Annotated in this window: 16 protein-coding genes; 11 read left to right on the forward strand and 5 right to left on the reverse strand. The window is 73.9% G+C overall.

Annotation, left to right across the window (positions count from 1 at the left end; genetic code table 11):
* Positions 1 to 126 precede the first annotated feature (126 nt).
* Entirely contained in the window at positions 127 to 933 is an 807-nt protein-coding gene (gene cobA, locus ELR47_RS13310) for a uroporphyrinogen-III C-methyltransferase (protein WP_165404075.1), read from the reverse strand.
* Positions 930 to 2,126 (reverse strand): uroporphyrinogen-III synthase, encoded by a 1,197-nt coding sequence (locus tag ELR47_RS13315; protein WP_130650338.1) that lies wholly within the window; start codon positions 2,124 to 2,126, stop codon positions 930 to 932. The genes cobA and ELR47_RS13315 overlap by 4 nt, the downstream gene beginning before the upstream one ends.
* A gap of 204 nt (positions 2,127 to 2,330) precedes the next feature.
* Between ELR47_RS13315 and ELR47_RS13320 the strand changes: the two genes are divergently transcribed.
* From ELR47_RS13320 to ELR47_RS13330, 3 genes are all read left to right on the forward strand, one after another.
* On the forward strand, positions 2,331 to 3,842 hold the full coding sequence (locus tag ELR47_RS13320) for a NarK family nitrate/nitrite MFS transporter (RefSeq protein ID WP_130650339.1): 1,512 nt from the start codon (positions 2,331 to 2,333) through the stop codon (positions 3,840 to 3,842).
* A gap of 167 nt (positions 3,843 to 4,009) precedes the next feature.
* Positions 4,010 to 5,476, forward strand: coding sequence for an aldehyde dehydrogenase family protein (locus tag ELR47_RS13325; RefSeq protein WP_130650340.1), 1,467 nt, complete (start codon positions 4,010 to 4,012; stop codon positions 5,474 to 5,476).
* 40 nt (positions 5,477 to 5,516) lie between these two features.
* Positions 5,517 to 6,569, forward strand: coding sequence for an alcohol dehydrogenase catalytic domain-containing protein (locus tag ELR47_RS13330; protein ID WP_130650341.1), 1,053 nt, complete (start codon positions 5,517 to 5,519; stop codon positions 6,567 to 6,569).
* 6 nt (positions 6,570 to 6,575) lie between these two features.
* Here the strand turns inward: ELR47_RS13330 and ELR47_RS13335 are convergent, their stop codons facing one another.
* Both ELR47_RS13335 and ELR47_RS13340 read right to left on the reverse strand, forming a co-directional pair.
* Positions 6,576 to 6,845: a DUF3039 domain-containing protein gene (locus ELR47_RS13335; RefSeq protein WP_130650342.1), complete on the reverse strand. Its 270-nt coding sequence runs from the start codon at positions 6,843 to 6,845 to the stop codon at positions 6,576 to 6,578.
* A gap of 26 nt (positions 6,846 to 6,871) precedes the next feature.
* A complete protein-coding gene (locus ELR47_RS13340) occupies positions 6,872 to 7,312 on the reverse strand; it encodes a CBS domain-containing protein (protein WP_130650343.1) in 441 nt (146 codons plus the stop codon).
* Positions 7,313 to 7,467: 155 nt separating this feature from the next.
* On the opposite strand from ELR47_RS13340, the gene ELR47_RS13345 reads away from it, so the two are divergent.
* The 6 genes from ELR47_RS13345 to ELR47_RS13370 all read left to right on the forward strand — a co-directional run bounded on the left by ELR47_RS13345 (position 7,468) and on the right by ELR47_RS13370 (position 12,744).
* Positions 7,468 to 7,683, forward strand: coding sequence for a hypothetical protein (locus ELR47_RS13345; protein ID WP_130650344.1), 216 nt, complete (start codon positions 7,468 to 7,470; stop codon positions 7,681 to 7,683).
* Positions 7,684 to 7,751: 68 nt separating this feature from the next.
* Positions 7,752 to 8,228: a hypothetical protein gene (locus ELR47_RS13350; RefSeq protein WP_130650345.1), complete on the forward strand. Its 477-nt coding sequence runs from the start codon at positions 7,752 to 7,754 to the stop codon at positions 8,226 to 8,228.
* A gap of 114 nt (positions 8,229 to 8,342) precedes the next feature.
* Positions 8,343 to 9,122: an SDR family NAD(P)-dependent oxidoreductase gene (locus tag ELR47_RS13355; RefSeq protein ID WP_130650346.1), complete on the forward strand. Its 780-nt coding sequence runs from the start codon at positions 8,343 to 8,345 to the stop codon at positions 9,120 to 9,122.
* 119 nt (positions 9,123 to 9,241) lie between these two features.
* Positions 9,242 to 10,048: a YtxH domain-containing protein gene (locus ELR47_RS13360; RefSeq protein WP_130650347.1), complete on the forward strand. Its 807-nt coding sequence runs from the start codon at positions 9,242 to 9,244 to the stop codon at positions 10,046 to 10,048.
* A 139-nt stretch (positions 10,049 to 10,187) separates the two neighbouring features.
* Complete coding sequence (locus ELR47_RS13365; RefSeq protein WP_130650348.1) at positions 10,188 to 11,441, forward strand: multidrug effflux MFS transporter; 1,254 nt, start codon at positions 10,188 to 10,190, stop codon at positions 11,439 to 11,441.
* A 7-nt stretch (positions 11,442 to 11,448) separates the two neighbouring features.
* Entirely contained in the window at positions 11,449 to 12,744 is a 1,296-nt protein-coding gene (locus ELR47_RS13370) for a hypothetical protein (protein ID WP_130650349.1), read from the forward strand.
* Between the two features lie 34 nt (positions 12,745 to 12,778).
* Here ELR47_RS13370 and ELR47_RS13375 read toward each other — a convergent pair whose 3' ends face one another.
* Positions 12,779 to 13,660 (reverse strand): GNAT family N-acetyltransferase, encoded by an 882-nt coding sequence (locus tag ELR47_RS13375; protein WP_165404076.1) that lies wholly within the window; start codon positions 13,658 to 13,660, stop codon positions 12,779 to 12,781.
* An 86-nt stretch (positions 13,661 to 13,746) separates the two neighbouring features.
* On the opposite strand from ELR47_RS13375, the gene ELR47_RS13380 reads away from it, so the two are divergent.
* Both ELR47_RS13380 and ELR47_RS13385 read left to right on the forward strand, forming a co-directional pair.
* Positions 13,747 to 14,244, forward strand: a complete 498-nt coding sequence (locus ELR47_RS13380) for a metallophosphoesterase family protein (RefSeq protein ID WP_130650351.1) — start codon at positions 13,747 to 13,749, stop codon at positions 14,242 to 14,244.
* A 65-nt stretch (positions 14,245 to 14,309) separates the two neighbouring features.
* Positions 14,310 to 14,495 (forward strand): hypothetical protein, encoded by a 186-nt coding sequence (locus ELR47_RS13385; RefSeq protein WP_130650352.1) that lies wholly within the window; start codon positions 14,310 to 14,312, stop codon positions 14,493 to 14,495.
* Positions 14,496 to 14,498: the final 3 nt, after the last annotated feature.

A 14,498-nucleotide genomic window follows, 5' to 3' on the forward strand; every position in this document is an offset into this window, starting at 1 on the left:
CCGAACCCTGCACGCGTGGTACCTCCCCGACGCCGGCCCGTCACCGTAGGCGAACCCTGCACCGCGATCGAAGCGCGCCCGACGCCGGCATGCGACCCGTCGCGCCGTCGCGCCGTCGGGGGAGCTTCAGGCGATCGCCGGCACCCGGGTCGTGGCCGCGAGGAGACGGTCGACCGCGGCGGGGACGCCGACGACGTCACCGACGACGGCGGTGGCCGGCGTCAGGCGCTCCCCCGGCTCCCCGGACATCGCCGCGGCGTGCTCGGCGACGCGGGCCGCCAGGTTCCCGAGCGTGCCGGTCACCAGGGTCTGCTCGGGACGACCGGCGTGCGCGATCAGTGCGGCAGGAGTGTCACCGCGGCGGCCGAGGTCGACCAGGCCGCGGCACCAGGCGGCCAGGCGCGTCGCCCCCATCAGCAGCACGACCGTGCCGTCGAAGGCGGCCGCGACCGCGAGGTCCATCGGGCACGGCTCACCACCACGGGCCCGTTGGCCGGTCAGCACGAGCACCCCCGCCGACAGGCCGCGATGCGTGACCGGGATGCCGGCCAGCTCGGGCGCCGCGACCGCCGAGGTGATCCCGGGGACGTACGCGGTCGCGACACCCCGAGCGGCGAGGTCGAGCGACTCCTCACCGCCACGGCCGAACACGACCGGGTCGCCACCCTTGAGGCGGACCACGTGCTGGCCGGCGTGGGCGGCGGCGGCCAGCAGCGCCACCACCTCGTCATGGCCGAGGACCACGTGACCCTGCCGGCGTCCCACCGACACCAGCCGCGCCCGCGGTCCGACCAGGCGCAGGACGTCAGGGGTCACCAGTTGATCGTGCACCACCAGGTCGGCCTCACCGAGCAGCCGGGCAGCACGCAACGTCAGCAGGTCCGCGGCGCCCGGGCCGGCGCCGACGAGGTGGACGACGGGCGTGGAGGTCACGTGCTGCTCCCCTCGAGTCGGTACCCGACGCCCCGGACGGTGCGGATCTGCACCCCCGTGCCGTCGAGCTTGCGCCGCAGACGGGCGATCTGGTGCTTGATGGCGCTCGGGTCGTCGGGCGCGGCATACCCCCAGGCCTCGGCGAGCAGCTGCTCGGGCGGACACACCATGCCGGGCCGGCGGGCCAGCGCCGCCAGCACCGCGTACCCGCGCTCGCCGAGGGCGATCTCGCGCCCCTCGGCGCACCGCACCGCGTGCGTGGCGGGGACGAGCTGCACGGGTGGCCGCCAGTGCGACGGCGCGGTCGTGCGGCGCGACGCCCACCGGTCCAGCGACCGCAGCAGATCACCGGTGCGCGACCGGGTCGGCGTCAGCCACGACGGGATGCCCAGCTCGTCCAGGGCCGCCGAGGTGACCGGCCCGATGACGGCCGTCGCCACCCGCTCGCGCAGTGCCTGCACCAACGCGTCGGCGTGGTCCGAGCTGCGCTGGGCGGCGATCGTGACCAGGTTGCGGCCCGCACCGGGCGAGGTCAGCACGACGATGTCGAGCTCGCCGGCCACGATCGCGTCGCCGAGCGCCAGGCCAGGGCCGACGTCGTCGGGCAGGGCGTGCCGGTAGGTCTCGACCGAGAGCACGTCGGCGCCCGCGTCCGCGACGGGCGCGAACGTCGTGGCGGCTGCCGTGCCGTGCAGTTGGACGGCGACGACCTCGCCGGGCAGGACCCGGCCACGCAGCCAACCGGCGACGTCGGCGTCGGTCTGCTTCTGCGAGGTCCACACCGCCCTGGCCCGCAACGCCTGCAGCCCACCGAGCGCCTTCGCGCCGCGCGCGACGCAACGTGCCGCGCCCGCCGCGGCCTGCAGCGCCTCGAGCCGACCGTGCTGGTCGGCCGCCTGCGCCCACAGCCGCATGCCGACCCCCGTCGAGGCGACGAACCAGTCGGGCGAGGCGTCGAGGATCGCGTCGGTGTCGGCCACGATGTGCTCGTCAGGCACCGGCACGTCGCCGCCGATGGTCGGCCCGTGCAGCACCGAGGCGCCGCGCCGTTCGAGGGCCGCCACCAGTTCGGCGCCCTTGCGCTGGGAGGTCACCCCCACCCGGATCCCCGACAGCGACAGTTCCCGACCTCCTGGGTGCTCGACGTTCCTGTGCCGTCGTCGGGCGTGCACGCCCGCAACAGCGACACGCATGGTGACGCCTCACCGTCGCCGGCGCGTTGAGGGCCTGTTTCGCCGCCGTGAACTGGCCGTCGCGCCGAGCGCCCGCGCCGGCACGCATCGTCGTCCGCGACGCCGGTGTCACGCCGTCGCAACCTGGCGCGCACGCCGCTGGAACCCCCGCCGTCCATCGTGTCGCGGTCCGCACCACCCCACCCGTGCCCCAGGATGGTTGCCATGACCGCATCCAGCACCCGGCCCTCGGTCGGTTCCCACGTGTCCGGCCTGTGGCGGTTCACCGGCCGCCACCGGATCCTGCACCTGACCTGGTTCGCGTTCTTCCTCACCTTCGTGGTGTGGTTCTCGTTCGCGCCGCTGGCGGGGACCGTCGCGGCGGAGCTGGACCTGACATCCGAACAGCTCGGCGTGCTGGCCCTGTGCAACGTCGCACTGACCGTGCCCGCCCGCCTGTTCGTCGGCATGGCCCTGGACCGCTGGGGGCCACGGCGCGTCTACACCACGATCCTGACCTTCTGCGCCGTCCCGGCCCTGCTCACCGCCCTGGCGACCAGCTTCGGCATGCTCGTCGTCGCCCGACTCGCGGCCAGCCTCGTCGGCGCCGGCTTCGTCGTCGGCATCCGGATGGTGTCGGAGTGGTTCCCGCCCCGCGAGGTCGGCGTCGCCGAAGGGCTCTACGGTGGGTGGGGCAACTTCGGTTCGGCGGCTGCCGCGATGACGCTGCCGACGCTGGCCGGGATGCTCGGCGGTTGGCGGGTCGCCCTCGCCAGCGTCGGGATCCTGGCCGCCGCCTACGGGCTGGTCTACCTGCGCTCGGTGTCCGACACCCCCGACGGGCGCACCTACGCCCGACCCGGTCGCCAGGGCGCGCTCGAGGTCACCAGCCGCCGGGCCGTGTTCGGCCTGCTCGCCCTGAACGTCCCGCTGGTGGCCGTGCTCGGACTGATCCTGTGGCGGCTGATGCTGGTCGGATTCCTCGCCCCCGCGACGATGTGGGGCGGACTCGCGGTGCTCGCCGTGTTGCTCGCCCTGCAGAGCCGCACGATCTGGCGGGTGAACGAACCGGCACGTCGCGACGCCTACCCGGCCCAGGACCGCTATCCGTTCCGAAACGTCGCCGTGCTCTGCCTCGCCTACGCGGTCACGTTCGGCTCCGAACTCGCGGTCGTGTCGATGCTGCCCGGCTTCTTCGCCGACACCTTCGGCCTGTCCCCCGTCGTCGCCGGGCTCGCCGCCAGCGCGTACGCGTTCATGAACCTCGTCGCCCGCCCCACCGGCGGTGTGCTCTCCGACCTGCTCGGCAACCGCCGGCGCACGCTGTTGCTGCTGTGCGCCGCGCTGGGCTTCGGCTACGCGCTGCTGGCCGCCGTCGACGGCCGCTGGCCGCTGGTCCTCGCCGTCGCCGCCACGATGGCGTGCTCGTTCTTCGTCCAGGCCGGTGAAGGCGCCACCTACGCCATCGTGCCGCTGGTCAAGCGACGCGTCAGCGGTCAGATCAGCGGCATCGTCGGGGCCTACGGCAACATCGGATCACTGGTGTTCCTGACGCTGCTGCTGGTGACCGGACCGACCACCTTCTTCGTCACCATCGGCGTCTGCGCGGTCGTCGCCGCCGTCGCCTGCCGGTGGCTGGTCGAACCCGACGGTGCCTTCGACGCCGAGCTGACCCCGACCCCCGCGTCCACGCCCACCGACGCCAACCACCAGCCCCCGGCCACGGTGCCGGTGTAGTGACAGTGGCCCGCGCGTGCCCGGACATCGGCGGCGGCCACCACCGGCCGGCCACACCGGACACCGCACCGGTGCGGATGCCTGTACGGCCGACGCCCCCGGCCGCTCCGGCGAGGGCGTCGACTGTCGTACCCCGGTCCTCCCACCTTCGAACACGAGGACCGTCAATGCCGTTCCTGGACGTCGACCGTTGGAACAGCTCCCGTCATCTCGGGCGCTGGGAACCCGCCGAGGGCGAGAGGACCGCCGTCACCGACAAGGCCACCGGACAGACCCTGCTCGAGATCCCGCTCGCGACCAGCGACCACCTCGACACGGCCGTCGAGCGGGCCCGGGCCGCCCAGGCCGAGTGGGCCGCCCGCCCCTTCCAGGAGCGCGCCGAGGTGTTCGCCACCGCTGCCGCACTGCTGCAGGAGCACGGCGACGAGTTCCGGCCCTGGTTCGTGCGCGAGTGCGGCGGTACGTGGATGAAGGCCGACTTCGAGGTGGAGCTGGTCACCGGTGAGTTGCACCACGCCGCCGCGCTGCTGCACCAGCCACAGGGGCACCTGTTGCCCACCACCCAGGCCGACCGGCGCAGCGCCGTCCGTCGCGTCCCGCGCGGGATCGTGGGCGTCATCTCCCCGTGGAACTTCCCGGGTGAGCTGACCATGCGCTCGGTCGCGCCGGCACTCGCGTTGGGCAACGCCGTCGTGCTCAAGCCGGCCACCGACACGCCCGTCACCGGCGCGCTGCTGTGGATCGACCTGTTGCGCGCCGCCGGCCTGCCCGACGACCTGCTGCACGTGCTGCCGGGCAGCGGCTCGGAGATCGGCAACGCCATCGTCGAGCACCCGGACGTCGACATGGTGTCGTTCACCGGCTCGACCGACGTCGGCCGCAAGATCGGCGAGAAGGCCGGGGCGAACCTGATCCCGGTCGCGCTCGAACTCGGCGGCGACAACGCCTTCGTCGTGCTCGAGGACGCCGACGTGGAGGTGGCCGCCTCCGCCGGCGCCTTCGGCACCTTCTTCCACCAGGGCCACATCTGCATGGCGATCGGCCGTCACCTCGTCCACGAGTCGATCGCCGAGCGCTACACCGACCTGCTGGTCGAGAAGGCCGAGGCCCTGAAGGTCGGCAACGCCTTCGAGGACCACGACGTCACCCTCGGGCCGATCACCAACGCCTCACAGCTGGACACCATCGACGAGATCGTCCGCGACACGCTCGACGCCGGCGCCCGGCTGCGCACCGGTGGCGAGCGCGACGACCCGTACTACCGGCCCACCGTGGTCGACCGGGTCCGGCCCGAACACCGGTTGTTCCGCGAGGAGCACTTCGGTCCCGTCGCGGTCGTGACCACCTTCGCCGACGACGACGAGGCGGTGGCGCTCGCCAACGACACCGAGTACGGCTTCGTGGCCGGCATCCACGCCGGCACGCTCACCCGCGCCCGGGCGATCGGTGACCGGCTCGACGTCGGCATGGTCCACCTCAACGACCAGCCGGTGAACGACGAGGCCGTCGCGCCCTTCGGCGGCAACCGCGCGTCGGGCAACGGTGGCCGCTTCGGCGGGTTCGCCGACTTCGACGAGTTCACCGAGTGGCAGTGGGTCACCGAGCGCGACACGCCGGTGGCGTATCCGATGTGACAGGCTCCGCGGTCCCCGAACGCGAGGTCCGCACCCGCCCATGCACGGTCTGATCTTCTCCGGTCCCGCCGACGTCCGGTTCGCCGACGACCTGCCCGACCCGACGCTGCGCGGGTCGGGCGAGGCGATCGTCGCCGTGGACGCCGCCGGCTTGTGCGGCTCGGACCTGCACCCCTACGAGGGCCGCGAGGCCGCCCGCGGGGACGTGGTACCGGGCCACGAGGCGGTCGGACGGGTCCTCCAGGTGGGCACGGGCGTGCGCGGGTTCGTCCCGGGCGACCGCGTCCTGGTGCCCTTCACCACCTGCTGTGGCCGCTGCGCCGCGTGTGCCCGCGGGTTGTCGGCCCGCTGCGCACACGGGCAGCTGTTCGGCTGGGGCGACCCCGACGACCCGACCGCCGAGCCGCTGCACGGCGGCCAGGCCGAGCGCCTGCGCGTCCCCCTCGCGGACGGCACGCTCGTCGCACTCCCGCCCGGACGCAGCCTGCTCGACGGGGTGCTGCTGGCCGACAACCTGCCGACCGGCTGGACCGCCGTGGAACGGCTCGGCGAGGTCGCGGGCCAGACGGTCGTCGTGCTGGGACTCGGCGCGGTCGGGCTGTGTGCGGTGTGGGCCGCGCGACGGCTCGGCGCCGCCGCCGTCATCGCCGTCGATCCGGTGCCCGCACGGCGCGGACGGGCCGAACGGCTCGGCGCCGTGGCCGTGTCCCCGGACGGCGCCGCGACGCTCGCGGCCGAGGTGGCACCCGACGGCGTCACCGGCGTGGTCGAGGCCGCCGGGACCGCGGCTGCCCAGCGGGCGGCTGCGTCGCTCGTGCGCCCCGGCGGCACGATCTCGCTCATCGCCGTGCAGACGGCGGCGCACCTGGGGTTCTCGGCGGTGACCCTCTACGACCGCAACCTGACGGTCGTCTCCGGGCGTGCGTCGGTGCGCTCGCTGCTCGAGCGGCTGCTGCCCGGGCTCGACGGGGTCACGCTGCCCACCGACGTGGTCGTCAGCCATCCCGAGCTGCCCCTGTCCGACGGCCCGGGTGCCTACGCGACCTTCGCCGCCCGCGGCGACGGACTGGTCAAGGCCGTGTTCCGCCCGTGAGCGCCGTCAGTCCAGACCGCGCGAGAACGACTCCGCGACGATCTCCGAGCAGGTCTGACACATCGGGTAGCGCGACGGGTCCCCGTCCGGGACCCACTTCTTGCCGCACAGGGCCGTGACCGGCTTGCCGGTGCGGCGCGCGCGCTCGAGTTCCCGCTGACGCACGTAGTGGGTGAACCGGTCGTGGTCACCCGGCTCGCCCGTCTGGGGATGCTCGCGGACCTCCGGTTCGACGACCGGGGACTGGCGGGTGGGGAGATGTGTCGGTGCAGGCATGTCGGCAAAGATACCCCGCTCGCGGCTCAGTACGAGCCGGCGACGTAGGACTCGAGCTGGCGGTTGTGGTCGTGCAGTTCCTCGAAGCGTTCCTTGACGACGTCGCCGATGGAGACGATGCCGACCAGCCGTCCGTCCTCGCAGACCGGCAGGTGGCGGATCCGGCGCTCGGTCATCTGCTCCGTCAACTCGTCCATCGTCGACTGTGGCGTGCAGGTGTGCACCGGCGTGGTCATCACGTCGGCGACCCGCGCCAGCAGCACGTCGCCGCCGACCTCGGCGAGATGACGCACGACGTCGCGCTCGGACACGATCCCGGCCACGCCGTCGTCGCCGTCGACCACGACCAGCGCACCGATGCCGCGTTCCCGCAACGCGGCGACCACCTCGCTGACGGTCTGTTCGGGCGCGATGGTGACCACCTCGTGGCCCTTGCGTTCCAGGATCGCCGCGATCGTCGTGCTCATGGGTGCTCCCTCCCAGTGGCTCCCGCGACGAGTCTCGCACGTGGGCCGGCCGATCGGAAGGGCGCGGTGACCGATCGGCGGGGCGGGTCGCCGTCCTGCGGCGGTCGGCACGAGGATGCTGCGCGTACGCGACCCGACCCGACGAGGAGGCCGCCGTGAGCGACGCCGACACCCCGGACCTGGAGATCGTCGAGCACGAGGACGGCTGGGCCGTCCGGCGTGGCGGGGAGGTCCTCAGCACCCACGAGCGGCGTGCGGGCGCCGAGGCCGACCGTTTCCGGCTCGCGGAGACCGACGCGTCCGACGCCGAGGAGGCCGACGACGTGCTCACCGACGACCAGGGTGCGCAGCCCGGCAACGAGGGTTCCTGACGGGCGTGCAACCCGCGGCCGCTCGACGACGTCACACCCGGTGACCACTGCTCGACCAAGGAGTTGCCGTGGGATCCCTGCTTCGCCGTCTCACCCCTGCGATCGGACTCGTCCTGGTGCTCGGCGCCTGCGGTACCACCGCGGACACCGCCGCGCCGACGCCCGCGGGTGACGACACGGCCGCACCCGACACGACCGGGGAGGACACGGACGGCGGTGCTGCCGCCGGCGCCTGTCCCGAGGGCACCGAGGACTGCGTCGATGCCGACCTCGACGGCGGCGACCTCGAGCCGCCGGTCGACGGCGCCTTCGACGTCGAGGCCGCCCGTCGGGACGCCGAGTCGCTGCTCGGCGCGACCGAGGAGGATCTCGAGATCTGGGGTGACGTCCGCGTCGGCCGAGTCGGCGAGGAGGAGTATTCGACGACCATGGACCTGGTCCCCGGTCGCAAGACCGTCGAGCTCGACGAGGACGACGAGGGGGTCCTGCGCGTCACCTCGGTGACCCTCGAGCTGCCCGACGGGGACACCGAGACCTTCGAGTGAGCCGGCCCGGTCGGTGGTCGCCGCCGCGACGTGCGGCGGCCACCGTCGGCGTGCCACCATCTGCCCCGGTGCCGGCGTCGCCGTGCGCCACCCGCGACGACGGCAGGAGCCCCCATGACCTTCGACCCCCGCGGCAAGGTGGCCGTGGTGACCGGCGCCTCGAGCGGCATCGGTGAGGCGACCACCCGACGGCTGGCCACGGCGGGCATGACCGTCTATGCCGTGGCTCGCCGGACCGACCGCCTCGAGCAGCTCGCCCGGCGGCATCCGACGGTGGTGCCCTGCACGGTCGACGTCACCGACCGGGACGCCGTCGACGCGCTCGCCCGGCGGGTACGCGACGAGCACGGGTTCTGTTCCGTGCTGGTCAACAACGCCGGGATCGGCGGCGGGGCGTTCGACGGTCGCGGGGACCTCGACGACGCCCTGCGCACCCTCGACGTCAACGTCAACGGGGTGCTGCGTTGCACGGCCGCGTTCGCCGACCTGCTCGAGGCCGGCGCACCCGCCTTCGTGGTCAACGTCGCCTCCGTGGCGGGCAAGCTCGGCATCGGTCCGGCGGCGTACGCCGCCAGCAAGTTCGCGGTCGTGGGCTTCAGCGAGGCGCTCGCGCTGTCCTGGCGTTCCCGGCGGATCACCGTCTGTCAGCTCAACCCCGGTTTCATCGAGACCGAGGGGTTCCCGCAGACCCAGGCCAAGCGGGGGCCGATGGCCCGCCTGGTCGGGCGGCCCGAGCTGGTCGCCGACGCCGTCGTCGACGTGATCGCGCATGCGCGGACCGAACGCACGGTGCCGGCGTTCTACCGCGCCTTCGTGACGCTGCGACACCTCGCCCCGCCGCTCTACACGGCCATCGCCCGGCGCATGGAGCGCGCCGGCGGCACCCGCGACTGACGGACGGTCGGCGACCAGGTCGGCGAACACGGTGCACCCTGGCCGTCCGCCCGCCCATCGGTGCTGCGGCGAGCGGGCCGCGCGAGGACGATGGGGGTCGGAAACGACAAGGAGTCCGCATGCAGTTGCACGACCTCTCCGACAAGCTCACCGGGACGCTCAGTACCGGCATCGACGAGATCCGCGACCGGACCGCCGAGGCCGTCGGTGGTGATGGCGGCTCGGTGTTCCGCGAGCTCGGGCGGCTGAGCAAGCAGATCGCCGGTCTCGAGACGCACCTCAGCAGCCGCATCGACGACCTCGACAGCGACCAGAGCGAGCTGGTCGAGGACCTCGCGGACACCGGCAACCGCACCAGTTGGCCGCGGCGGCTGTTCTGGCTCCTCGTCGGCGTCGCGGCCGGGTACGGCATCGCCTACCTCACCGACCCCGATCGCGGCCAGGCACGGCGCCAGAAGCTCGGCGACGAACTGAACTCGCGCGCCGACGAGGTACGCGACCAGGTCGCCACGCAGACCGACCAGCTGCGTGACGAGGTGACCCAGCAGGCCCACGTCGCGCTCGACGCCGCGACCCAGACGGCCGACGACCTGCGTGGCGAGGCCGAGCAGAAGGCCGAGGAACTGCGGGTACAGGCCGAGCACAGCCTGCAGCAGGCACAGGGCGCGGCGGTCGAGACGGCCAAGGACACCCTGCCCGAGCGTCCCACCGACGACCCCGGGCGGCTCGAGGACCGCATCAAGAGCGAGGTGTTCGGCTACCGCGACGACGTCGACGACGTCGTGATCAAGGTGGACGGCCCCGGTCAGGTCGCCCTCAAGGGCACCGTGCCCACCTCCCAGAACGAGCGTGACCTGCTCGCCTCGGTCGCCGAGGTCGAGGGCGTCGTCGACGTCCGCTCGGAGCTGACGGTCCGCAGCATCTGACCGCACGAGAACGCGAACCAGACGCGCACGACGACGGCCCGCCGAGCGCGGGCCGTCGTCGTGCGATGCACGCCACGTCCCGTGCCACCGTCGGGAACCGTGCCGTACGGTGCGCCGCACCTCTCCCTCCCGAGACGTCATGACCCGCCCCGCACTCGGTCGGGTCGAGTTCACCGCGGTCCTGGCCATGTCCATGGCCCTCGCGGCGCTCGGCCTGGACCTCATGCTGCCCGCCTTCGGCGCCATGCGCGACGTTCTCGGCCTGCCGGCCGACTCGACCGCCATCGCCGGGGTGGTGACCGCCTACATGCTCGGTCTCGCCGTCGGCCAACTCGCCTACGGGCCCCTGGCCGACCGTTTCGGGCGACGCCCCACGATGTTCGTGGGCTTCGGGGTCTACGGCTTCGGCGCCCTGCTGTGCACGCTCGCGCCCGGTCTGCAGTGGCTGCTGCTGGGGCGGTTCGTGTGGGGGCTCGGGGCCGCCGGGCCCCGGGTGGTGACCCTGGCCGTCGTCCGTGACCGTTTCGAGGGCGAGGACATGGCGCGGGCCATGTCGATGATCATGGCCGTGTTCATCGTCGTGCCCGTGATCGCACCGACGCTCGGGGCCGCGATCACCGCCGTCACCACCTGGCGCGTGCTGTTCGTCCTGTGCCTGGTCGCCGCCGTGGGGATGACGCTGTGGGTGCGCCGGCTGCCCGAGACGCTGCCGCCCGAACGTCGCCTGGACCTCAACGTCGGCCGCATCACGCGCACCGCCCGGCTGGTGATCACCAACCGGCAGACGTTCGGCTACACCCTGGCGCTCACCGCCCTGTACGGGGTGTTCACCTCCTACCTCGCCAGCTCGGAGATCATCTTCTCGGACACGTTCGGGGTTCCCGAGGCCTTCCCGCTGATCTTCGGCGGGGTCGCCGCCGTCATGGGTCTGGCCATGCTCGTCAACGCCCGACTCGTCGGCCGCTACGGCACCCGTCGCACGGCGCACGTGATGCTGTTCGTCTACGTGGCGGTGTCGACGGTGCTGTTCGTGGTCGCACTCGTCACCGACGGCCGACCGCCGTTGGCGGTGTTCCTGCCGCTCCTGGCCGCGATCCTCGTCGGGCACGCCCTGCTGATCCCGAACTTCAACACCATCGCGATGACGCCCATGGCGGCGCACGCGGGCACCGCGGCGTCCGTCATCGGTGCGGTGCAGCTCGCCGTCGGTGCCTCGCTGGGCGCCGTGCTCGACCGGCTCTTCGACGGCACGATCCTGCCGCTGGCCGCCGGGTTCCTCGGCTACGGCGTGCTCGCCACACTCGTCGTCGTGGTCGTCGAACGGGGTCGACTGTTCCGTCCACTGGTCGACCCCGTCACCCGCCAGAGCCCCGGCGCCGCACGGGAGGCCTGAGCCCGACGTGACCGCCACCGCGCGCCGTGCCCGCGACGACCGGCGCCGCGACGTGCTCGCGGCGGCGGCGCTGCTGCTGGTGCTCGCCGTGCTCTACCTCGCCACCGCCTCGCGCGGTCCGGCGCAGGTCAACGACACCCGGGCCGCCACGGTCGCCTCCTGGTCGTTGGGCACCCGGGGGGATCCGGCGCTGCCGAGCGCCTGGCCGCCCAGCCACAACTACTGGGGCACCACCGCGCCCGACGGCCGGGTGTTCGTCAACCGCTTCCCGGGGGTGGCCTACTGGGCGGCGCCGGCGTACGCGCTCGCCTCGCTGGGCGACCAGCGCCCCGCGCCGGCGCACCCGTTCCTGGTCGACCGACGCCCGGCCGGGAGGATGGCCGCGATCACCGCCGCACTGGCCGCGGTCGGCTTGTTCGCCGTGCTGCGTACCGTGACCGGCCGGCGTCCGGCGCTGCTCGGTGCGGGTCTGTTCGGCCTGGGGACGTCACTGTGGTCGGTCGCCGCCGACGCCCTGTGGCCGCACGCGCCGGCCTGCCTCGCCCTGGCCGGCGTGCTGCTCGGCTGGCGCCGGCAACGACCGGTGGTGGCGGCCGCGGCAGCCGGCGTCGCGGTGCTCGTGCGACCGCACCTCGTCGTCGCGATCGGCGTGCTCGCCCTGGTCGCCTGGCGCGACCGCGAACGGCGGGCGTCCGCCGCGATGACCGCCGGCGCGGGGCTCGGACTCGCGCTGCTGAGCGCCTACAGCTGGTGGGCGTTCGGCACGCTGCTGCCCGTCGCGGGCTACGACACCGCCGGACATCTCGGTGGCCTGGTCGACCACTCGCCGTGGCAGACGCTGCGGGCGTTCGCGCTCGCACTGGTCGGAACCGAGCGCGGTGTGCTGCGGTACTCGCCGGTCGTCGCCGGGGCGCTCGTCGCGCTGCTGCTCGCCCGCCGTCGGGTTCCCGGGTGGGCCCTGGGGAGCGCGCTCGCGGGACTGGTCTACCTGTTCGTGCAGGTCCGCGCCGTCGGCCACCGCGGTGGCGCCCACTTCTTCGCCTACCGCGTGACGCTCGAACCGCTGCTGCTGGCCACCCCGGCCCTCGTCGCGGCGAGCGTCGCGGCGGTCCGCGAGCACCGGTGGGTCGGGCCGGTGCTGGGGCTGCTGGGGCTCGCCTCGGTCGGCATCCACGGGTTCGGCGCCGTCGTCGGCGGCATCGACGCGACCACCACGTCGCGCTGGGAGCACATCGACCGCAGCGTGCGCGAGGCCTTCGGGGACCGGGAGCTCGGCGAGGTCGACCTGCGCCCCCGACCCTGACCCCGCCCGGGGCGACGGCCGCGCTCGGCGCCGCTCACGGCAGCGCGAACCCGCGCCGCAGCGGGACCAGCACGCGCTCCTCGACGAAGCCGGTGGCCGCGTAGACGCGGCGGGCCGCGGCGTTGCCGACCCGCACGGTCAGGTGCGCGCGGTCGCAGCGGAACGTGGTCCGCAGTTCGGCGCAGGCCGCGGCGACCAGCCCGGTCCCGACCCCGTGCCCGCGAGCTGTCGGGTCGACCCCGAGGAAGTCGAGGTAGCCGCTGCCGTCCTCGTGCCGCTCGACGACGGCGTAGCCGACGGGACGGTCCCCGTCGAGCACCGCGAGGAGGCGATCGGCGTCGTCGGCGACCAGCCGCGCACCCGGGGTGTGCGTGTCGACGAACAACCGGTCGTGCAGCGTGGCCACCGCCGCCCGCTGCACCGCGTCGAGCACGGTGCCGGGGACGGTCACGACCGTCCGCGTCGGCAGGTCGGTGTCGAGACGGCGCGCCAGCACCGCCGACGCCTCCTGGGCGACGAAGCCGTGCGGCCCGGCCCAGTCCTCCAACCACGCGTGACGGGCGTCGCCGCAGGCCTCCTCCTGGGTGACCTCCACCGGCAGCAGGGTGCGGGCGCGTGCCAGCAGCGCGTCGGCCACCTCGGTCGGGTCGACGCCGCGAGCCACGAACGGGCCGTGCCACCAGCAGCGCGGCGGGTCGGTGTCCCACTCCGCGGCGATCACACCGACGAGCCGACCGCGGTCGACGGCGACGACCAGGCCGTCGGTGCCCACCGGCTCGAGCGCGGCCAGCTCGGCCGCGACCGGCTCCGGGTCGAGGCTGAGGTAGCCGATGTGGCTGGCCGGGTCGTGCTGCTGCTCGGCGACGAAGCGCGCCACGGCGCTCAGGTCGGCGGGTCCGAGGTCGAGCTGCACCACGTCGCGCCTCCCGGTCGTCGGCAGCCGGCGGACCCTAGCCGCAGCCGGGCTCCTACCCTGCCGGTCCCGGTGGCGAAGGAGACGACGTGCGCGTGGTGGTCACCGCCGACACCCACCTGCGACGCGACTGGCCCAACCGGCGGCTGCCGGCCGCCGCGCTGCGGTGGCTGGCACGCGCCGACGTCATCCTGCACGCCGGCGACATCACCCAGGCCGAGCACCTCGAACGGTTCGGCGGGTTCGCCCCCGTCCACGCGGTGCTGGGCAACAACGACCGCGAGCTCGTCGGCGCGCTGCCCGAGACGCTCGAGCTGACCCTCGCGGGGGTCCGGATCGGCATGATCCACGACAGCGGCCAGGCCCGCGGGCGGTCGCGCCGCCTCTCCACCCGGTTCCCGGACGCCGACCTGGTCGTGTTCGGCCACAGCCACGTCCCGGTCGACGCACCGGGTGAGGGTGACCAACGCCTGTTCAACCCCGGCTCCCCCACCGAACGGCGTCGCATGCCCCACCGGACGATCGGCGTGCTCGACCTGGCCGAGGGCGAGATCCTCGACGCCCGGATCGAGGTGGTGGACGACTGACGGTGCGGCGCACGTCACGCGCGGTCGACTCGACGCGCGGACGGCCACGCGCCACACTGCCCGCCATGTCAACGACCACACGTTCCATCGCCACGGTGCAGGCCGAGATCGAGGCCGTCCGCCGTCACCTGCACGAGGCACCGCCACACGCCGGCAGTGGAACGCGGGTCGCCCTCGAGGAGCGGCTGCGTGGCCTCGAGCGGGAGTTGGCCCGACGCCGGGCTGCGACCACCGGGCCGGGCGTGCGCTGACGC

Origin of the sequence: Egicoccus halophilus (assembly GCF_004300825.1) — a bacterium.
Taxonomy (GTDB): domain Bacteria; phylum Actinomycetota; class Nitriliruptoria; order Nitriliruptorales; family Nitriliruptoraceae; genus Egicoccus; species Egicoccus halophilus.